Source organism: Liquorilactobacillus nagelii DSM 13675, from assembly GCF_019444005.1.
Classification (GTDB): domain Bacteria; phylum Bacillota; class Bacilli; order Lactobacillales; family Lactobacillaceae; genus Liquorilactobacillus; species Liquorilactobacillus nagelii.
In genome coordinates, this window is sequence record NZ_CP049304.1 from 250,420 (window position 1) to 270,863 (window position 20,444).

Below are 20,444 nucleotides of genomic sequence, written 5' to 3' on the forward strand. Positions count from 1 at the left end.
TAATTGAAACGGTCATTGTTTAATTATATTGCGGATATAATACGCGAATATCCAGTATCTGAAACGTACATCAAAAAGCGTGAAGACGAACTGATGAACAAGTTTCAAGAGTTTAAAGATGAGAATGTTGGTGGTGGACGCGCACAAAACAGAAAAGATGATGGTGTCGAACAGCTGGCTATCACTCTAGCAATTGATAAGCGCATTGAAAACATAAAACGCAATCAAGAAGCGGTGGGGAAAGCACTAGAAAACTCAGCTCCCGAAACACAAGACATCATATACGAGCTATATTTGAGAGAAAATGCAATTTACAATACTGAGGGGGTAGCACAAAAGGTTAATCTTTCGGTGAGCCAAGTAAGGCGCAGACGAAATAAGTTTTTCGAAAAAGTGGCAATTGAAAGAGGATTAATATAGACACTAAAAAAGGGGACTAAACATCCTCTTTTTGCATTTTTAAATCATCATAGAATTTTTGAAGTTTCAAAGCTGTCTTAATGGTCATATTTTCGAGTTTAGTATCGCCAGTCCTGTAGCGATTAATCATAGCACGAGTTAACCCCGTTTCCTCCGCTATAGCGTATGCCGAGATATCCGAACTTAACAGCTTTTCAATTTTGCTTAAATCAATTTTCTTTTCCATTGTTTAGCGGATCGCCCTTCCATTTTTCAAGTGTATTTCCCCATAATTCTTCTTGAAGTCTATCACGAGCTTCAATGGCATCGCTTAACTTTGCGTATTTTCCACCATAGTTTATTTTTTTCTTAAAGGCGACTAGCACTAAATATCTGCCATCATTTTGCACGTAGATATTTCGATAACCAGAAGTATTTGCTTTTGTAGGGTTATTTCCCAACATAGCAGGGCTTGTTCCACCATATTTTGTATTTATTTTTCTAATTTTTGCTTGGCCTTGTTTAACATTATTTTTAGCTTTTTTCATTTTCAAATGGCCACAAGATTTTAGATTGCCTCCTTTTAAAGCTGATGCTGTTGCGTAGTATATTTTGCCACAGGAACACTGTGTTTTATACAGTTTGCTCCCGTTGCATGTTATCCCTGTATATCTAATAACTGTTAATTCATTGAACTTCTCTCCAGGTTTTATTTCTCGACTTATATGCTCATACTGCCATTTATCCGTGGTGCCTTCAATAATGGCTTTGGCTAAACTCTCTTTAGCCTTGATTGCTTCTTCTAAAGTAGAGTATGCTCCACCAGCAAAATGTTTTCCATTTTCTGAAAGCCTAACGTAAAATTTATTAGAATTTTTATTAAATGAAATTCCTCTGACTCCAGTTAAAGAATTGCTTTGAGCCTTACGACTACCGGGCCTGACAGGAATAATTGGGTGGGCTTTAATCATTTCTTCAAGGCATTTTTCAGCTTCTACTCTGGTTTTGAAGCCTCTTTTTGAAATGGTTTTTCCCATAATTTTCAGTCTTGCGCCGTACGAAAATTCACCAGTAGCTAGTTTAAATTCTTGTATGCTTCCTCTTTTCTTCATAATTAATTTTCCTTAGAGAAGGCCTTCTGAAATTTCAGCGCCATCTGCTAATTCTTCTTGATATTCTTCTTCTGAAAGTGAAATTAATTCGACAAAGATAAACCCTTTGCCTTCTTGGTCCTCAGGCTCTGCCCAATCAATTTTGAAGTGAGTACCTTTTTTTACAATATATTCATCTTCACCTTTGATAGCGTCTAACTTATCGACTTCCTCTTTGTTAGAGTAGTCGACTTTGTGAGCTTCAACAGCGTTCATAATCGAGAAAACTACTTGACCGCCCAGATTGTTTTCAGGGCGAAATGCTTCTTCATTTTCGCCACCTGCGAAACTTGCGTCATGATCAAGAGTCATCAGCTGACCCTCTTGATAGTCTGAATAATATTCGGGCTGCAACGCTATGATTCTTGCTAAGTTTTCGTATTTCATATTAATTACCTCCTAGTTTTTTTATTTATCTTCCTTACAAGTATTACTATAACGTATCTATAAAGATACGTCAATAGTTTTTTTGAACTTTTTCAAATTTATTTTCAGTGTTAGTATGATGCGTGTTTTTGGAGTACTTTAGGTGTTAATGTGATAGTGTCAGATAGTTAGATATCTGGCTCCCTCGATAAATATTTTAACGGGCGTTCAGAAATGGACGCTATTTTGGTGTATAATTTATAAATAAAATAATTATTATGGGGTGGGAAAATGAAATACTTTATAGGGTTTATTATTTCGATATGGAATAGTGCGTTTTTTTGGAAGCTTACGACACTTGTGACGACAATATGGGCTATAATTCAAACAAATGTATCAATGAAAAAAGCATATACAAAAAAAGCAGTTGTAAATATTAATTACGTTATAACTACACCTATGGGGCAAGAAGCAATTTGTGTAAATGTTACCAATGATGGCAATGTTGATATGAAAATAAATGCATTGGGAATGACTGATAAAAAAAGTGGTAAAAATGCTTTTATACCCACAAATGCAGATGTGTTAAAAGAAAGTGTACTGCCAAAAAAGCTTTCAACAGGAGATGATGTAAAACAAGCTATAGCTATTCAGCCACTGCTTGAAAGCATAGAAACTGTTATGGATCTGAGCTGTATTTATGGTTTTGCAGATTTAAGCACGGGAGAAAGAATCTATAGTGAGAGTCCTATAGATATTAGTAGTTGTTTGAACAAGTAAAATCCAATTTATAACAGCCATTGAGCTGCTTTTTTTGTATGCAAAACAAAACACTTTCAGGAGGTGGTGGACATGAATGCCTAGAAAAAGAAATCCAAAGCGAGAACAAGCAAGACAAATGTGGCTTGATTCAGGTGGAAAAAAGAAATTAATAGAAATCGCTGATGAACTCGATGTCAGTCCATCACAGATTCGTAAATGGAAGTCACTTGATAAGTGGAGCGACGATTTAAAGGGTAACGTTACTAAAAAAAAAGAACGTTCCTCTATGAAAGGGAACCAATACGCCAAAGGTAATCCTGGCAACCCACACGCTTCGCCGCCAAAGGGAAATAAGAATGCAGTGAGCCATGGGCTTTTTGCTAAGTGGCTGCCTGACGATACTAGGAAATTGGTTCAAGAAATATATACGTCTGAACCAGCTGATATCATTTGGAATAATATTATGATTCAATACGCCGCTATTATTCGTTCCGTGAAAATAATGAATGTGGCTAGTGAATTTGATGTGACTAGTGATGTTACTGAAGTGGACCTGAATCCAACGATCGTAAATAAAAAGACAGGTAAGCCAGTTCAGACTAAAGAAGTCAGACAGTATCAATACGCATGGGATAAACAGGCTAATTATTTGCAAGCATTATCCAGGGCACAAACAACGTTAGGAAATCTGATTAAACAATTCGTTAAAATTGCTGATGAAACAGATGAGCGCAGAAAGAAACTAGCTTTAATGGATCAACAACTTAATATCCTTGAAGCTAAAGCACGTATCCTAAATGACAACGGCAACGATACGGAAGCTAAAGTATCTAAGTTACTGGATAAGATTGATGAAACGATTGAAGGTGACAGTAACAATGCTGACTGATCTATATACTCCAAAACAAATTGAAGTAATGAAAACAGTATTGAGTAGAAATGATTGGCGGCTGTTGATCAACTATGGTGCTGTTCGTTCAGGCAAAACAGTAATTGACAATGATGCCTTTTTGATGGAGCTAAGGCGCGTTAGAAAACTGGCTGATCAGCTTGAAGTTAAAGAGCCAATGTACATTTTAGCTGGGTATTCGAGCAAATCGTTACAAAATAACGTTCTGCAAGAACTGTCAAATAAATATGATATACAGTTCAAGTTCGACAAGCATGGATCCTTCAGATTGTTTGGAGTCAAGATTATTCAAACTTTTACCGGAAGTATAGCTGGTTTAGGTGCAATCCGTGGTAGTACTGCATTTGGTGCATATGTCAACGAAGCTAGTCTTGCTAATGAAGAAGTGTTTAATGAAATCCTTAATCGTTGTTCAGCGCCAAATGCTCGCATTATCTGTGATACTAACCCGGATGTTCCAACTCATTACTTGAAAGCTGATTATATCGACAACAAAGATAAAAAAGCAGGGATTGTCAGTTATCATTTTACGATTGATGATAATACTTTTTTGCCAGCAGAGTACGTTCAGCATATGAAAGCCGGAACACCAAGCGGTATGTTTTATGATCGCAGTATTTTAGGTTTGTGGGTATCTGGTGAAGGCATGGTGTACAAAGACTTTGACAAAGACACTATGATTATTCCCCGTTCAAAATTGCCAGAAAACTTAACTTACTATTGTGGAGTTGACTGGGGATATGAGCATAAAGGGACAATCGTAGTTATGGCTGATGATGACCAAGGCAACACTTACTTAGTCGAGGAACATACAAAGCAGTACGAAGAAATAGACTACTGGGTTAGAGTTGCTAAGGAGATTCAAAGCCGATACGGTAGCAGAATTAAGTTCTTTGCTGATTCGGCAAGGCCTGAGCATGTAGCACGTTTCAGACGTGAGAATCTTAATGTATTTAACGCAAATAAAAGTGTATTAAGCGGTATTGAGTCAGTTGCAAAACTGATGAAAGAACACCGCTTTTTTGTTGTCAAAGAATCGATAGACAAGTTCCTAGAAGAAATTTATCAGTATATCTGGGACGAGAAAACAGGCATGCCAGTCAAGGCTAATGACGATGTGCAAGACGCTGTTAGATACGCTGTACACAGCCAACATAACGAATTAAACAAAGCCAAAGCGGTAGTTAAGCCGAGTTGGCTTAGGAGGTGATTACGATAGATTTATTAAATTTTAAAGGCGAAAGAAGTTCAAATGTAGCAGTTGACCCAGCGCTAATCGGCGATGTTAACAACCCGAGTTTCGACGCAATCAATTACGCCATTAACGCACAAAAGAATAGAATCGAGCGTTTTAACTGGTTGGAAGATTATTATGAAGGTAATCAGGACATTTTCAGACGTCAGTTGAATAGTAGCTTAGGCAAAGCTAATGAAAAAGCTATGACTAATCATGCTAAATACATTACTGACATGAATGTCGGTTTCACGACTGGTAATCCTATTTCAATCGCTGCTGGTAAAGATAAGGATATTAAGCCAATCCAAGAGCAGCTAGATGATATGGATATCTCAGCACATGATACGGAATTAGAAAAGGATTTAAGTGTGTACGGCTGCGGTTATGAGTTGCTTTATATCAAGCAAAACAATGGTACACCAGTATTGTCTATTCAGAAGATTGACCCTCGTGGTTGTGTGCTAGTGACAGATGATACAGTCGATAAAAATTCATTGTTTGGTATTTACTATGTACAAAAGCTTGATTTGCTTGGCAATCCCAACGGTTATTTAATTACTGTTTATACTCAGAAAAATATTATTGAGTATCGAACAAGAATTGGCTATGAGTTATCTGACACAAACATTGCTGATGGATATCCGCAAGTTGCTCAACATTATTTCGGTGGTGTGCCTTTGATAAGCTACAGAAACAATGAAGAAAAGCAAGGCGATTTCGAGCAAGTAATTAGTTTGATTGATGCATATAACGAGCTCCAATCAGATCGAATCACTGATAAAAGAAACTTTATTGACGCGTTATTAGTATTGTATGGATTCACTTTAACAGATGAAAAAGGCAACGATATTAACGTTGATAAAGACCACACGATGATTTATGCACCGCCTAAAACAGGTGATAATGCAGCAGACGTTGAGTGGCTGACTAAAACTTTTGATGAAGATCAGCTTCAAACTCTAGTCAAATCAGTCAAAGATGATATCCACCAGATGACTTATGTTCCAAACATGCTAGATGAAAACTTTTCAGGCGTTAGCTCGGGTGAAGCAATGAAATACAAGCTGTTTGGATTGTATCAACTGTTAGCTACTAAGCAGCGGTATTTAATCCGGGGTATCCGGCAGAGATTACAGTTAATTCAGAATCTACTAGTTTTCAAGGGACAGTCTTGTGATGCGTCAGGTGCAGTTATTTCAATTAATCCTAACTTGCCTGTCAATATGAGTGACATTATCAATAACATTAAGAATGCTGACGGAGTAATTCCACAGAAAGTCGCATTAAGCTGGTTGCCTGGTCAAAATGACCCAGATGAAATGATTAAAGAACTTCAACAGGAAAAGGCTGATAATATTAAAATGCAAGACAAAATTTTAGGCGGTACAGCACTAACTGAAAACAAGACAATTGACGACAATGGAAACGTGATAGACAAACAGCAGAAATCAGATGATGAGTCATGATTAAAGCTGTTTTTTATTTACACAAAAAACATGTAATTGGATATGAAATAACTGGTCACGCTCATTTTGCAATCAGGGGGTCTGACATTGTCTGCGCGGCTGTTTCAGTTCTTAGTCAAGCAATCACAGCAGAATTAAATAATGCTGTCCTAAACGATTGTGAGGGCATTTCAGTTAGATTGATTGAGCCTAATGCAAAAAACAGAGTGTTATGTGAAACGTTGATTCACGGACTTAAACAGATTGAAGAACAATATCCTAAGAATCTAAAGGTGGACGTATATGAAACTCGAAATTAAAGATCAATCAAAGCAATTAGACTCAATCATTAAGTCAATTGGTATTTTCACGATTGTAATTTTAAAAATGCTAGGTTTGATTAGTTTAAGTTGGAAGCCTTTAGTTGGCGCTTTGATACTTTTGTATTTGTTTCTTTAGAGGATAGCAAATGAAAAAAATAAAAATTAATGTTTTAGGTATCGAATACACAGCTCATTTGGGAGCACTAGAAGAAAACGAACCGAGATTATCAGACTTTGATGGTTTTACGGATACTTCGACTAAGGACATTTATATTGCCAAATTTGAATATGACAATCATTCAATAAAAGACTTGAAAAAACATTCGCACCAAGTTTTGAGGCACGAGATAGTTCATGCTTTTTTATTTGAAAGCGGACTGGATTGTAATTCCGATTGGGCTAGGAATGAAGAAATAGTTGATTGGATAGCTTTGCAGTTCCCAAAAATAAATAAGGTATTTGAAAGTTTAAACATCAAAGAATAACGGAGGTGTGATTATTGGCAGAGAATCAAAAATTAACGTATTGGCAACTGCGTGCAATTCGTAACGAGGAAAAGTCACATGAAGCTGCTAATAGCAAGATACCAGTAATCACTAACGCCTATATTCGTGCACAAAACTATTTGCAAGGTGAAGTTAAGCAAATATACCGAAAATATTTCAGCAATGGAACGTATACCGAAGCACAAGCAGCAGAAATCTTGAATACAACCGTTAGTCCTACCGAGTTAATAACCTTGCGTGCATTAGCCAAGAATATTGCTGATAGCGAGTCAAAGAAACAAGTTACTGATTATCTATCTGCTTTAGCTGCTAAAGGACGTATCACGCGCTTAGAAGAACTACAGGCTAAGTCATATATAGCAGTTAAACAGGTTTCAAGCGTGGAAGTACAGGAGTCAACAGATTTGTATACCAAGGTTATTCAACAAGCTTGGAACGAAGCAACTGCTGAGGGAGTAATAGGCGATGTTGGCAAAGATGTGAAGCTATTTGAAAAAGGTTATGTGCCACAGATTGACGAAAAAACTAAGCAAATTAGTATTCTAAATCCATCTACAGGAAAAGAGATTACTAAAGTTAAAGCAGTTCCAGATAAAACAATAACAAGCTTTAAAGAGCTATCAGGAAAGTACGTTAAAGCTGCACTTGACACCCCCTTTTATGGGAAGAGTTACTCACAGCGTATCTGGGGCAACACTGATAAGCTAGCAGCTAGGCTAAAAGAATTGTTTACCACACAACAGATGTCGGGCATGAGTGAACGTGACATGGTCAAGGCATTATCTGATGAGTTTGGTAGCGGTATGGCTAATGCTAAGCGGTTAATCAGGACAGAAGCTAATTATTTCCACAACACGACAAAAGTGGCTGGTTGGAAGCAAAGGAATGTCAAAGAGTTTGAGATAGTGGCAATTCTTGATAATCGGACTTCACAGATATGCCGGCACGCTGATGGAAAAGTTTATCCAGTTAGTGAAGCCGAGGTGGGAAAGACATTACCACCATTACACGTTTATTGTCGTTCTGTGGCAGTAGTACATTTTGCTAATAGTCCATACACAGGAACACGGACGGCTAACAATCCTAACACCGGTAAAACATTTCAAATTGATCAAAGCAAAACCTATCGAGATTGGGAAAAGATTATTAATGATACCAGAAAGAAAAATCAAAGTGGGAGTTGATAATATGCGCTTAACGTTACTGTGTTTGCTATTTTGGGTGCTTGTGTTTTTAGCAATATAGGAGGCTTAGCTATGCACAAAAGAGCTAGAAACCATAAAACCAAGGTGGCTTATGAGGAATTAAGAAAGGAATGGCTCAAAGCTGGGGACGTATGGGCTTTGCCTATTGTTGAAGATTACAAAGGTGGGTCTGAAAGCTATGAACCACAAGGCAAACGTGAAGCTAGAAAGAATGTTGTTATAGGGCTGTTTTACTATAAGTCGAGCAATTTTAACGAGTTGCATTTTTAATCTATAGGAGGCTGTTAAAATGACTAAAAAATATGAAGTAGTTGATATTGCAGAATTAAAAGAAAAAATTGAGCAATTAGCAACAGACTTAGATACCACAAACGTAGCGGTTTCACGACTTATAGATGACAACGCCAAATCTAATCAATCCTTAGCACAAAAAGTTATAGAATCAGCTGCAACAAAAACAGAGAATATGAATTTTGGTGAAGCACTAGAAGCCGTAAAGAATGGCAAAAAAATTGCTCGCAAAGGTTGGAATGGTAAAGGACAGTACGTTTTTCTAATTGAGGGTATGGAATTAACTGAATTTATCGTTAAAAATAAATTGGGCGACTTTGCAACTGGAGTATTAGCAATTAAGACGTCTAATGGCATAACTCAAGTAGGCTGGCTTGCAAGTCAAACGGATATGCTAGCTAGTGATTGGTATATAGTTTAATTATCTTGACCCGAGTAGGTCACTAAACTGCTTAAATTAAATAGCATGCGTGGGTCTGCTGAAGATACCACGATTAAATTAGCACAATGTGTGGGGCTTAATTGCAATGCATGGGGTGCTTTTTTTGTGGCCTGAATTAACAGAAATGCGTGGGCGAAAGGAGTTTTTACAATGAAAAAGCTACTAAAGATGAATTTACAAATGTTTGCTGAGGGTGATGGCCCTCAAGGCGGAGGAGATCCAGCACCTGTTGACCCAACACCGGTAGATCCTAAGCCTAATGATCCCAACCCAGCTGGCCCTAAGCCTAATGATCCGGCACCAAAGCCGTTTAAGTCATTTGCTGATGAAAAAGAATTGCAAGCCTATACTGATAAGCTAATTCAGAGTGCAATTAAGACTCACGATGAGAAGAAAGCTATCGAAGGGCGGCAGAAGAAGTCTTATGAGAAAATGACTGACTTGGAAAAAGCACATTATGACAAAGAACAGCTTCAAAAACAGCTAGCCGAGTCACAAACTCACGCTAAGGTGGTTGAAAATCGTGCGAAGATTACTGAGCGATTAGGCTCAGATGATTTGCCGACTGGCTTAATCAGTGTATTTAGTGAAGGCGTGTTAGCTAATGATGAACAGCTTGAAGAAGCTTACAAGAACGTGTCTAAGGTGTTCACTGAAAGCTTACAAAAAGCTATCGACAAGCGGATTGCTGGTTCAAGTACAACAGTTACCAGCGGAGCAAACGGGGCAAAGAAATCTGAGGGAGCAACAGTCGCAGAACAGTTCAATAAACAACAGCAGCCTATTAAAACAAACTTTTGGGCTACTAAATAAGGAGGAATTTTAAATGGCTTATGTAAAAGCAACAGAAACAGTTAATGAAACTAACTTTTTAGCTTCAGAAAAATTTGTATCTTTTCCACGTCAAGTGGATTCAACTAGCTATGCAGTAACAACAGATGGTCGTGGGCACAAAGTTATCCCAGCGGGTACTGTTTATCCAACTAACGATGCTAGTGCAGAGGGCGTGACAATTGATGAAGTTGACGTAACTAATGGTGCACAACCTGTTGGTGTTATCGTTGATGGATTCATTTATGGTAAGAAGTTGCCAGTTGAACCCGCGACAGCTGCTATTACTGCATTGAAACGGATCACGTTTGTTGATGAAACTGTATCAGCAGGCTAATTAAAAAAGGAGGAATGTTTAAATGACAACAATTGGAGATTTATTTTCACAACATGATTTAATTGACTATTCTTTGAATCGTCAATATCCTGTATTACTCGGAGATAGCCTATTTGAACCAAAAAAGGTTAATTCACTAACAGTAGATGTTCTTAATCGTCAAAATCGTGTTCCAGTTATTGCTTCGGTGGCAGCATTTGATGCAGAAGCTGAGATTGGTAGCCGTGAAGCATCTAAAAAGGTAGAGGAACTTGCATTAATCAAGCGTAAAATGAAGATTTCAGAAAAAGATTTATACGCAATGCTCAACCCACGTACACCCGCTGAATTAACATATCTCAAGAGCCATGTATTCAATGATTTTGATGTCCTTAATCAAGGAATTCTTGCTCGTGTTGAAAAGATGACATTCGATGTTCTTTCAACAGGTAAAACAATCCTAGCCGATGAAAACAATAAGCTGAACATTTCACTTGATTATGGTGTTCCTGCTGCGCACCAAGAGGCTTTATCAGGTACATCTCTGTGGGATACAGATACTGCTGATATTATAAAGGATATTACACGCTGGTGTGATGCTTTAGATGTCACTCCTACTCGTGCTTTAACAAGTCGAAAGGTATATCGTGCAATTACTACTAATGCAAAGGTATTGCAAGCAGTATTTGGTACTTCAACACGTGCTCTTGGCCAAGCTGAATTCGATCAATTCATGCAGTTACAAGGTTTACCAATCATTCGCACATACGACCAAAAGTACAAGGATGGTTCGGGCAATTCATACCGTTATTTCCCTGAAAACCGTATTGTGTTGATGAATGACGACCCATTGGGCAACAAATTATTTGGACCTACTCCAGAAGAACTTGCTCAATTTAATGGAGATGTGCAGTTAAACTCTGTTGGAAACGTTTATGACATGATTTACACAGAAGATAAAGACCCAGTCATCACATGGGAAAAGGCCTCTGCCGTTGCATTGCCAGCTTTTGCCGCTGCTGATGAAGTGTTCCAAGCACAAGTTTTAGCCTAAGAGGTGTTTTAAATGAAAGTTAAAGTTAAAGGTATGCCTGTTAGGCATAACGGTAAACGTTATAAAAAGAATGAGGAGCTTGTCATTGAGCAAAAGCATTTCAATGATGAGCTTTTTGTTTGCCTTGATTCAGGCAAGAAAGAAAAACAGCCAGCCAAAAAATAGAGGTGATTGTTTATGCCAGCACCAAGTCCGCCAGACAAGGCGGGGCAACTTACTAAGTTGTATGCACGATTAGGAGTGACTACTGATTCAGACGATGCAGTAGTTGTCTCGGATATGTTTGACGATGCTATCCAGATGTGTCTTGACTACACCAACCGCGCTGATTTCACTACGCCAATCTTGATTCAGGCTAAACGATTAGCGATTGTCATGTATAACCAACAGGCTGATGAGGGCGAAACTGCTCGGTCAGAAGGTGGTGTGTCACAGACGTTTGAAACAGGCATTCCAGCCAATATTATAGCTGCACTTACACCATATCGAGTTGGTAAAGTGAGGGGATTTTCATGAGATTAAGGTTCGGAGATTTAACTACCGTCTATGTTAGAAAGCCACAGCAGACAGTTGACAATGAGGGCAATATCATCACAGGCGGTTGGTCAGATCCAATTGAAATCAAAATGAATGTTCAGAGTGCCGGTGGCCAAGTTAATGCACAGGTGTGGGGCAAACAGCTTAAATACATTAAGTCATGCAAGTACCAAGGCAATGTGCTTAACGAAAACGAAAGTGAAAACTGGGGTGTTTGCTTAAATGTAGTCAAAACTGATGAGCCAGACTATCTAATCAATCAAGTCCAGACGTATTCAACTCATAAAAATATCACACTTGAAAAACGTGACCAGGGGAGTGACGACGATGGCTGATATTGAGATTAAAGGGCTAGATAGTTTGAAAGCTAAATTGCAAAAGCTACCTAGCATTTTTCATGATTCTATCTGGGATGGCGCTTTTGATGTAGCTGAGAAAGCTGAGGGCTATGCAGTTAAAGAGCTTCAATCATCTGTTAAACATGGCACTGGTGAATTAGCACGTAGCTTGAAGTATGAAGTTGTTGAAAAAGATGGCAAGATAGTTGGTCGTGTTTGGACAGACGACAAGATTGGGGTTTTTAGAGAATTAGGAACTGGTCTTGTTGGACAAGAATCACCTAAAAAACTGCCTGATGGATTTGAGCCGTCGTATCGACAGACACCGTGGTTTATTCCAGCTGACAAAGTAGATGTTGATTTAAATGCTATCTATGGCATGCCTAAGATTGTCATAAAAGGTAAGACATATTATCGCACCAAAGGACAACCGGCACGGCAATTTTTAACACCGGCTATTGATCAGACGTCCGATGAAGCTGACCAGATTGTTGTTAATCGAATTAACACAGCTTTGCATAACAAGTTGGGGGGTTAGCAGATGGATATAATCAATATGAAAACAATAGCGTATCAAACTATTAAGTCGGTTACAGACATCAAGCTTGTCACAACTAACTATCCTGATACATTCACTGTTTACCCTACTGCAATATATTCAGCAGAACACAAAAGCCATTTTAGAGATTCGAGTATGAACGAGTTGCAAACGGAATGGACCATTACAGTAGACATCTTTAAAGATCAAGGAAGTTTAACAGACATTACAAATAAGCTCATAGCGCTTTTTAGTGCTATGGGCTTTTCTAATGATGTCGGTGATGAAAACTTGAACGGTATTTCAAGAGTATTTATCAAATTTACAGGAATTGTAGATAACGAAATGAACAGAGTTTACGAAAACTAAGGAGGAATAATTAATGGTTAATATTGATTTACAAAAATTTGCAGTTGATCCAAGCGATGGGTTGGTTGCGACAGGAACAACACTGGGGATGTCCACAGATGGTACATCTTTTACAACTATCGCGGGTTTGAAAACAGTACCCGACATCGGTGCTGACCCAGAAACAGTTGATGTTACTGATTTATCTGATACTAAAAAGAAAAGTGTTGCGGGTATTGAAAATACGCAAAACCTTGCTCTTGCTTGCGTTTATAAAGGCACTAACTTTGCAGATCTAATTTCTAAATCAGGCGACGGAAATCAATATCATTGGAAGGTGACTTATCCAGACGGTTTAGTAGCAACATTCCAAGGGTCATTTACTTTGAAAATTGGAAATGTTGCAGTTAACGGTGCTATGGACTTTACCATCACAGTTGTTGTTTCAGATGGCCCAGATTTTACAGCGCCTAGTACAGGCACGAATGGGCAGTGATAGTCAGACGGTAGCTAACTAATCGATTCAACATATAGTCGCCTTTGAAATACACAATAGCTTATGCGGCGGCTTTTAAAATTAGGAGGAAATGTATATGCCAGTAAAAAAAGCAACAAAAGAAATTAACTTTGGTGGATTAAATCTTGAATTAAAGCTTGGAGCACGCGACATTTTAGAGATTGAAAAACGCTTAGGCAAATCTATGATGTCATTATTCATGAGTGGTGACGGAGAGATGAAATTGCCACCTATTAATGAAATTTTGATTGTATTGCAAGGCGCTAATCAAGTTCACGGTGTGACCGATAACGATATTTTTAAGGCTTTTGAAAAGTATCTGGATGAAGGACATTCACCAATGGATTTGTTTAAAGTGCTAACTGATTTATTTCAAGAATCAGGTTTTTTCGGCAAAAAGGATTTGGGTTCGAAGACAGCTTCGGAATCTCGACTGAGCCTGCTAGACAACAATCAGTAAACAACTATCAAACGATAAGTGAACTGTTAAGAGCTATCTATCCGGTTGCTGTCCAGTATGGTGTTGATGCAGAACAGTTTTGGGAAATGAGCTTTGAAGAAATCATGGTTCAGACACTTGCTAATCGCAAAAATCGAGTGGATGAAATGAAATTTAGAGCAATGATGGATCATCAGCAGGCAAATCTAATGTCTTATGCGTTCAATGATCCAAGCAAAATGCCTAAAGTTGAAGAGGCTTATCCTTTTTTGAAAGATGAGCAGAAAAAGCAAGCTGAACAAGTACCGCAATGGAAAATAAATCAGTTAAAGATGATAGCTAGGGCTAAGCAAATTAAGCAAGCTAGAAAAAAGTTACAGAAAGGAAGTGAATAACGTGGAATTAGAGGAACTTGAGGTCCTTTTTAAAGTCAATACTGCACAAATCCAGCCTATGTTAGATAAGTTGCAAGAAGCTTTTAGTAACGTAACTGGCAAGATTGCTGACACTACAAAAAGTGGCATGCAAAAAACAGAAGATTCAATGAACATTTCCAGCGGCTTGAAAAAGGTTCAAGAACAGATTAAACAGCTTAACGAAACAGTAAGTACTTCATTTGAAAAGATGTCTGATACCACTAAAAGTGATGCTGCTAAGATTAGCCAAAATGCTAGCAAAATGTTCAGTGGAACAAAACAAAAGGTTAGTACAGATTTACAATCGATTGTTTCTGAGATCAATACAAAAATGCAACAAGCTCGTGCAGCTCAGGCTAAAGTAAATGAGCTTCTTGGGCGGAAAAATTCTCTAAGCAATGAACAGCAAAATGGCAAGCAAGGAGTTAAGATTGACAACCAAGTAGCTTCAGCACAGGCTCAAATGACACGTTATCAGAATCAAGCTAAAGCGTTAGCACAAGCGATGCAACGTGAGTTCAACGCAATCCCCGATTCATTAAAACGAATTAGCACTGCTATGGATCAAAACGAAGGCAAAATTAATACTCTGAGAAGTCAACTAAAAAGGTTACAGCAATCTTATGAAGATGTTCAAGGTGCCGCACAAGTTGCCCCTGGAAACAAAAGAACACAAGCTAACCTAACATCGCTTGAAAAGTCAATGATGTCGACACGGGACAAAATGAACAAACTTATTAGTGGTAATGATGAACTTGCACAGTCTTATGCTTACATTGAGGATCGTGCAAAGCCACTTAAAGCTGCACTTGCACAAGTGGATACAGAGTTAGGTTCAACCGCAGCCGTGGCAAGCAAATCTTCAAGTGTGTTTAGCCGTTTAGGTGGTTCAATGGGTAATTTTGGTAATCGTATGCGCAATATTGGCAGCTCTATCCGTGAAGCAACAAGTGGAATGAGATTGTTTGGAAGTTCCAGCGAGATGTCAATGAATCGCGCTAGCCGTGCCGGCCGAAGCTGCTATGGAGTTTTAAGTAGTATCCGCCAGCAATTAGTATTTTTACCGTCAATGTTGCTTGTCTATGGCCTGCTGTACAATGGCATAACAAATATGGCCAGTGGCATGTTGTCAGCACTAAAAACTAATCAGCAGTTTGCTACTAGCCTTAATCAGATAAAAGTAAACCTTTTAACTGCTTTTTACCCGATTTATTCAGCCGTTTTACCAGCAATTAATGCTATGATGTCGGCGATTTCTAAAGCAACATCTTGGATAGCACAATTTACATCTGCGTTGTTTGGAATGAACTATTCTACAGCTAAAAAAGGAGCTTCTAGCCTATATTCACAAATTCAGGCAATGAATGATACAAGTTCAGCATCTTCTAAGTCGTCTAAGGCAATTAAGGAAGCTAACAAGCAAATCACTGCTTCAAACAAAGCTAATGCTGAAGCGGTCAAAAAAGCGAACGAACAAATTAAAGCTTCGAATCGGACTGGTGCTGCTCAAGTTAAAGAGGCTAATAAGCAGATTACGGCATCTAACAAAGCTGCTGAAGCATCTTATGAACAGCAAAAGAAAGCTGCACAAGATTTAGCTGACTCCCTAATGGGATTCGATGAACTCAATATTCTTGACAAAAATCAGTCTAATGATATCCAAAAACCTGATAAACAATCACTTGAATCATATGATTCACAGCCAACCGAATCATCACCAGATTCTCAATCACTTGAAAGCTCTGATGATGATGGCGATTCAGGCGACAACGGAATTAATTTTGATACACCTAACACTGTATTTGGTTCTGCAGGTGACGCTGCTAAGGAACTACAAAAAATTCTTGGTGAACTGTTTGACCCGATGAAAGAAGCTTGGGATGCTAAAGGACAAGCAGTTATGGACGCTGCCGAATATGCTTGGAAAGAACTAGAACACGCTGTTGAAGATGTTGGTAAATCATTCATGCACGTTTGGGACAATGGAACTGGCGAAAAAACAGTAGAAAACTTGCTGCAATTGTTAGCTGATATGCTTAATATTATCGGTGATATAGCCAAGGCCTTTTCTGAAGCATGGGAAAAAAATGACGCTGGCACTAAGTTGATTCAGACTATTTTCAATTCATTAAACGATGTTTTGAAATTAATCCATGACATTGCTACCTCATTTAGACAGGCTTTTAATGACAATAATTTAGGTGAACAAATATTCAGTAATCTTATCAAGTTAGCAACTACTTTAGCTGATATAGTTGGCGATTTCGCCAAAGCGTTTGATGCGGCTTGGGAAAAAGGCAATGCAGGAACTAACCTATTTAAAGCAATTCTAAATTTGGCTAATCAAGTGCTAGTATTGCTTAATAATATTGCTACTTCTTTCCGCAATGCATTCAACGATGGAACCGGTGAAAAAATATTCTCAAATATACTTGGAATTGCTACAGATGTATTTAAAATAATTGGCAATTTTGTAGGGCAATTTGATAAAGCTTGGCAACATGGAAATACTGGCACTTCAATCTTCAAAACGTTGCTAGGCATGGTAAATGACATGCTAGGCGCTTTAAAAGATATGGCTGATTATACGGTTACATGGGCTAAAAAGCTTGATTTCTCACCATTATTGCAATCTATAGACAATTTATTACAAGCAATCAGACCAATAGCTAAAGATGTTTGGGATGGGGTTGCTTGGGGATATGAAAATGTCTTATTGCCCCTTGCTAAATTCACCATTACAGAATTAGTTCCTAACTTCTTAAATCTATTAGCAGCTGCTTTAAAATTAGTCGGTTCAATTATTAACGCAGCTAAGCCAGCATTCCAATGGATATGGGATTCATTCTTTGAGCCTATAGCAAAATGGACTGGCGGAGTAATAGTTGGAGTTATGAAAGACTTAACTTCTATTATGAGTGGATTAGCAGATGTTATAGACAAACATAAAACGGCTTTTGAATTAGTTGCAAAAGCAATTGTAACGATGTTGACAGTTAAATTAGTTGCTGGCGGTTTAGATAAAGGCGTGGGACTAGTTGGAAAATTAGCAGATAGTGCAACTATATTATCTGGTAATAAACATTTGTTAATGGACTTTTTTGGAAAAATAACAGGACTATCCGATTTGAAGTCGGCAGTTACAAATCTAAAAACTATAAAAGATGTTACAAAAGAACTTGTAGTCCAAAATTGGCAGAATTTTGTGACAGATGCTAAAAATCTTGCAAGCGTAACATGGTCATCATTTACGAAAATTGGAACACTTATAATTGATTTGTCAAAGGCTACATGGGGAGAATTTATGACCTATGTTAGCGGAATGAAAAAGTTAGCGCAAATGAGTTGGTCGGGATTAGTCACAGCTGCTTCAGCAATCAAAAACTGGGGTGGATGGGCTAAACTCGCCGCGGCAGGACAAGTTATTTTAAATGCTGCTATGGACTTGAACCCTTATGTACTGTTAGCTGCTGCAGTGGCAGCAGTTGTAGTTGGACTAGTTGCACTGTACAAGCATGATAAGAAGTTTCAGAAGTTCTGTAATGATGTGTACAAGTCGATTACTAAGTGGATGGGTGATTCACTAACTTGGCTTAGGAAAAACTGGGTGCAAGCAACTGTAACGATCATCAATCCCATTGCAGGAGTAGCTCTTTGGTTTCTAAAAGATACCTCTGTCGGTAAGAGCATTATAAAGTGGGCTGCCTCATTGCCTGGCAAAGCGGCTGGTTGGGCTAAATCAGTTGGTCCTGAAATTAATCAGCATATCAGCGACGCTAAAAAAGATATCCAAAAAGCAGGTAAAAACGTTGGCGATTGGTTCAACGGCTTCCAGCCTGATGCCAATCGAGAATTATCTAATTGGGCTGGTGGATTAGGCCAGTTAGTCAGTGACGCGATTAATGGAACTAAAGACAAAGCATCTGATGCTAAAAAGCTAGTTCAAAATGCAGGGCAAAATATTGGCACTTGGATCAATGGTTTTCAATCCGATGCAAATAAAGTGATGTCTAGTTGGGCATCTAGCCTCGGGCAGCTGATACATGATGCTATATCAGGAGCCAAAAGCAAAGCGTCAAGTGTTGAAAATCTTGTTACAGAGGCTGGTGCTTTAATTGGAAATTGGGTTAATGAATTCCATGACAGTGCCAACAAGACAATGTCATCATGGGCTAGTGGGCTAGGAACTTTCGTAAGGAATGGAATAAACGGTTCTCAGACACTAGCTCAACAAGCTGGGTCCGCACTTGGAAATTGGGTCAATGACTTCCGTAGCAACGCTAGCCGCACGGCAAGTAACTGGGCTTCTTCACTAGGAAACACAGTTAGAAATGGTATCAATGGTGCTAGAGATTTAGCGCAAAACGCTGGTTCGGCATTAGGTGGTTGGGTCAATGACTTCAGAAACAATGCAAGTAATACGCTAAACAACTGGGCTAGCAGCCTAGGTGGAACAGTTAGAAATGGCATCAATGGTGCACGCTCATTAGCTGAAAGTGCTGGCTCTGCAATTGGAAGTTGGATTTCTAATTTCCGTGGTGGAACAGCCCAAACATTATTTAATTGGGCAGGTAACCTAGGCGGAAGTATTGCTACAGGAATTAGAAATGGCTTAAGTGCTATCAAAAGTGCTATGAATGATGTTGCTGATACAATTAAATCTCCCGTAAAGTCTGCTGTTAATAAAGTTAAGGATGGCATTAATTGGGTTCTTAACAAAGTTGGTGCTGGTAGTCCCAGCTGGGGCTGGTTCAATTGGGCCAAAGGCACTAACAGCCACCCTGGTGGCTTGGCTATGGTTAATGATCAACAAGGACCAAGCTATCGTGAATCATTTGAATTGCCAAACGGGAAAAAGGGGATTTTCCCAGATGTGAGAAACTTAGTCTTGCCACTGCCTAAGGGTACGAAAGTTAAAACTGCCTCTGAAACTCAAAAAACTATGAGCCATATTATGCCACATTATGCTAGCGGCATTGGCTCATTCGATTTTGACTTTAGTGGGCTCGATGCTCTATCTAAAATCAATTGGGGTGACCTGTTTAGTGGAATTGGTAGTGGAATCGGAAACATTTGGGATGGTGTCACTGATGAGTTTGACAGCATTTTGTCAGATATATCACATCCAAAAAAACTGCTAGATTATATGGTTAATAAGTTTATGACTTATGACTGGGGTTGGTCTGGCACACAAACTAAGCTAGCCAAAGGCACTGTCGGAACATTAGAAAATGGTTTAACAGGCTGGGCTAAAAACATTATGAAGAAATTTGGCATTGGCACTCAAACTGGCCCTGGTGCAACAGGGTGGACAGATGCTGTTAAAAAAGCTCTTGCTAAGCTAGGTTTACCAACAACTTCTGATTATGTTAGTGCTTGGGTAAAACAGATCCAGACTGAATCAGGCGGAAACGAAAAAGCAATGGGTGGCAACGACGGCTTATCAGACGGCAACGCTGAGGGATTATTGCAAGTTAAACCGCCTACTTTCGCCGCTTACCACTTATCGGGCTTTAATGATATATGGAAAGGCTACGATAACATGCTGGCTGGCATTAACTATGCTAGACACCGCTATGGAGTATCAGGAATGCTAGATGTAATCGGTCATGGTCATGGCTACGAAAATGGTGGTTACGGAGATCAGCAAGGCTTGTACCCGTTGTTCGAAGGCAATAAGCCTGAAATAGTTTTACCGTTGACTAATAAGGAACGGACGTTAAGCCTGATCCAACAAGCATTAAAATTTATCGGCATGAACTTTAGCAATGGTTTTCAAATGCCGTCAAGCCTAACTGCTCAAACAAGTTTGACTAGTTCAAGTTCAGTATCTAATGAGCAAAACACAGCAACAGCTGGCGTAACAAGTGGTGGAATTAATGAACTTGGTAGCACTATTGTTAATGCTTTGCTTCAAGGATTGCAGATGAGCAGCTTGAATGGCACGGCTTCAGATAATCCAATCAACATTAATCTGACAGTAAACATGGACAGTGACCAGCTCGGGCAAGCGGCTATCAAAGGTATTAATTCGGTTAACGCTAAGAACCATCGCAATATGTTAAATCTTTAG

At 38.7% G+C, this 20,444-nt stretch carries 26 protein-coding genes; 23 read left to right on the top strand and 3 right to left on the bottom strand.

Annotation, left to right across the window (positions count from 1 at the left end):
* The first annotated feature begins 3 nt into the window (after nt 1-3).
* A complete protein-coding gene (locus tag G6O73_RS01385; protein WP_057886741.1) occupies nt 4-420 on the top strand; it encodes a hypothetical protein in 417 nt (138 codons plus the stop codon).
* Between the two features lie 16 nt (nt 421-436).
* On the opposite strand, the gene G6O73_RS01390 is transcribed toward G6O73_RS01385, so the two are convergent.
* The 3 genes from G6O73_RS01390 to G6O73_RS01400 are packed head-to-tail and all read right to left on the bottom strand — an operon-like array spanning nt 437 to nt 1,937.
* Nucleotides 437-646, bottom strand: coding sequence for a helix-turn-helix domain-containing protein (locus G6O73_RS01390; RefSeq protein ID WP_057886742.1), 210 nt, complete (start codon nt 644-646; stop codon nt 437-439).
* Nucleotides 630-1,511, bottom strand: coding sequence for an AP2 domain-containing protein (locus G6O73_RS01395; protein WP_057886743.1), 882 nt, complete (start codon nt 1,509-1,511; stop codon nt 630-632). Before G6O73_RS01395 ends, G6O73_RS01390 begins: the two co-directional genes overlap by 17 nt.
* Nucleotides 1,512-1,523: 12 nt before the next feature.
* Nucleotides 1,524-1,937, bottom strand: a complete 414-nt coding sequence (locus G6O73_RS01400; protein WP_057886744.1) for a hypothetical protein — start codon at nt 1,935-1,937, stop codon at nt 1,524-1,526.
* Between the two features lie 270 nt (nt 1,938-2,207).
* Here G6O73_RS01400 and G6O73_RS01405 point away from each other — a divergent pair, with 270 nt between their 5' ends.
* From G6O73_RS01405 to G6O73_RS01510, 22 genes are all read left to right on the top strand, one after another.
* Nucleotides 2,208-2,696 carry a hypothetical protein gene (locus tag G6O73_RS01405; RefSeq protein WP_057886745.1) on the top strand — a complete coding sequence of 163 codons (489 nt, stop codon included), beginning with the start codon at nt 2,208-2,210 and terminating at the stop codon, nt 2,694-2,696.
* A 76-nt stretch (nt 2,697-2,772) separates the two neighbouring features.
* Nucleotides 2,773-3,567, top strand: a complete 795-nt coding sequence (gene terS / locus G6O73_RS01410) for a phage terminase small subunit (protein ID WP_057886746.1) — start codon at nt 2,773-2,775, stop codon at nt 3,565-3,567.
* Nucleotides 3,557-4,798, top strand: coding sequence for a PBSX family phage terminase large subunit (locus G6O73_RS01415; protein WP_057886747.1), 1,242 nt, complete (start codon nt 3,557-3,559; stop codon nt 4,796-4,798). The genes terS and G6O73_RS01415 overlap by 11 nt, the downstream gene beginning before the upstream one ends.
* On the top strand, nt 4,795-6,291 hold the full coding sequence (locus G6O73_RS01420; RefSeq protein WP_235805100.1) for a phage portal protein: 1,497 nt from the start codon (nt 4,795-4,797) through the stop codon (nt 6,289-6,291). The genes G6O73_RS01415 and G6O73_RS01420 overlap by 4 nt, the downstream gene beginning before the upstream one ends.
* Nucleotides 6,288-6,590 carry a ribosomal-processing cysteine protease Prp gene (locus tag G6O73_RS01425; protein WP_057886748.1) on the top strand — a complete coding sequence of 101 codons (303 nt, stop codon included), beginning with the start codon at nt 6,288-6,290 and terminating at the stop codon, nt 6,588-6,590. The genes G6O73_RS01420 and G6O73_RS01425 overlap by 4 nt, the downstream gene beginning before the upstream one ends.
* Nucleotides 6,574-6,729 carry a hypothetical protein gene (locus G6O73_RS01430; RefSeq protein ID WP_169787471.1) on the top strand — a complete coding sequence of 52 codons (156 nt, stop codon included), beginning with the start codon at nt 6,574-6,576 and terminating at the stop codon, nt 6,727-6,729. Before G6O73_RS01425 ends, G6O73_RS01430 begins: the two co-directional genes overlap by 17 nt.
* A 10-nt stretch (nt 6,730-6,739) precedes the next feature.
* Complete coding sequence (locus G6O73_RS01435; protein ID WP_057886749.1) at nt 6,740-7,078, top strand: hypothetical protein; 339 nt, start codon at nt 6,740-6,742, stop codon at nt 7,076-7,078.
* Between the two features lie 14 nt (nt 7,079-7,092).
* Complete coding sequence (locus G6O73_RS01440; protein WP_057886750.1) at nt 7,093-8,283, top strand: minor capsid protein; 1,191 nt, start codon at nt 7,093-7,095, stop codon at nt 8,281-8,283.
* Nucleotides 8,284-8,355: 72 nt separating this feature from the next.
* Nucleotides 8,356-8,574 carry a hypothetical protein gene (locus tag G6O73_RS01445; protein WP_057886751.1) on the top strand — a complete coding sequence of 73 codons (219 nt, stop codon included), beginning with the start codon at nt 8,356-8,358 and terminating at the stop codon, nt 8,572-8,574.
* Between the two features lie 19 nt (nt 8,575-8,593).
* Nucleotides 8,594-9,016, top strand: a complete 423-nt coding sequence (locus G6O73_RS01450; protein WP_202813161.1) for a DUF2829 domain-containing protein — start codon at nt 8,594-8,596, stop codon at nt 9,014-9,016.
* A 171-nt stretch (nt 9,017-9,187) separates the two neighbouring features.
* Entirely contained in the window at nt 9,188-9,850 is a 663-nt protein-coding gene (locus G6O73_RS01455) for a capsid assembly scaffolding protein Gp46 family protein (protein WP_057886752.1), read from the top strand.
* Nucleotides 9,851-9,863: 13 nt separating this feature from the next.
* Nucleotides 9,864-10,205, top strand: a complete 342-nt coding sequence (locus G6O73_RS01460; RefSeq protein WP_057886753.1) for a hypothetical protein — start codon at nt 9,864-9,866, stop codon at nt 10,203-10,205.
* A gap of 22 nt (nt 10,206-10,227) precedes the next feature.
* A complete protein-coding gene (locus G6O73_RS01465; RefSeq protein ID WP_057886754.1) occupies nt 10,228-11,238 on the top strand; it encodes a major capsid protein in 1,011 nt (336 codons plus the stop codon).
* 12 nt (nt 11,239-11,250) lie between these two features.
* On the top strand, nt 11,251-11,403 hold the full coding sequence (locus G6O73_RS01470) for a conjugal transfer protein (RefSeq protein WP_157056718.1): 153 nt from the start codon (nt 11,251-11,253) through the stop codon (nt 11,401-11,403).
* 12 nt (nt 11,404-11,415) lie between these two features.
* Nucleotides 11,416-11,754 (top strand): phage head-tail connector protein, encoded by a 339-nt coding sequence (locus G6O73_RS01475; protein WP_057886755.1) that lies wholly within the window; start codon nt 11,416-11,418, stop codon nt 11,752-11,754.
* The gene (locus G6O73_RS01480) at nt 11,751-12,110 is read left to right on the top strand and encodes a hypothetical protein (RefSeq protein WP_057886756.1); all 360 of its coding nucleotides are present in this window, start codon (nt 11,751-11,753) and stop codon (nt 12,108-12,110) included. The genes G6O73_RS01475 and G6O73_RS01480 overlap by 4 nt, the downstream gene beginning before the upstream one ends.
* A complete protein-coding gene (locus tag G6O73_RS01485) occupies nt 12,103-12,651 on the top strand; it encodes an HK97 gp10 family phage protein (protein WP_057886757.1) in 549 nt (182 codons plus the stop codon). Before G6O73_RS01480 ends, G6O73_RS01485 begins: the two co-directional genes overlap by 8 nt.
* A 3-nt stretch (nt 12,652-12,654) precedes the next feature.
* On the top strand, nt 12,655-13,020 hold the full coding sequence (locus tag G6O73_RS01490; RefSeq protein WP_057886758.1) for a hypothetical protein: 366 nt from the start codon (nt 12,655-12,657) through the stop codon (nt 13,018-13,020).
* 13 nt (nt 13,021-13,033) lie between these two features.
* The gene (locus tag G6O73_RS01495) at nt 13,034-13,495 is read left to right on the top strand and encodes a phage tail tube protein (RefSeq protein ID WP_057886759.1); all 462 of its coding nucleotides are present in this window, start codon (nt 13,034-13,036) and stop codon (nt 13,493-13,495) included.
* Between the two features lie 91 nt (nt 13,496-13,586).
* Nucleotides 13,587-13,976 (top strand): DUF6096 family protein, encoded by a 390-nt coding sequence (locus tag G6O73_RS01500; protein WP_187327520.1) that lies wholly within the window; start codon nt 13,587-13,589, stop codon nt 13,974-13,976.
* A gap of 86 nt (nt 13,977-14,062) precedes the next feature.
* The gene (locus G6O73_RS01505) at nt 14,063-14,350 is read left to right on the top strand and encodes a hypothetical protein (RefSeq protein ID WP_057886761.1); all 288 of its coding nucleotides are present in this window, start codon (nt 14,063-14,065) and stop codon (nt 14,348-14,350) included.
* A gap of 1 nt (nt 14,351) precedes the next feature.
* Nucleotides 14,352-20,444 (top strand): hypothetical protein, encoded by a 6,093-nt coding sequence (locus G6O73_RS01510; RefSeq protein WP_057886762.1) that lies wholly within the window; start codon nt 14,352-14,354, stop codon nt 20,442-20,444.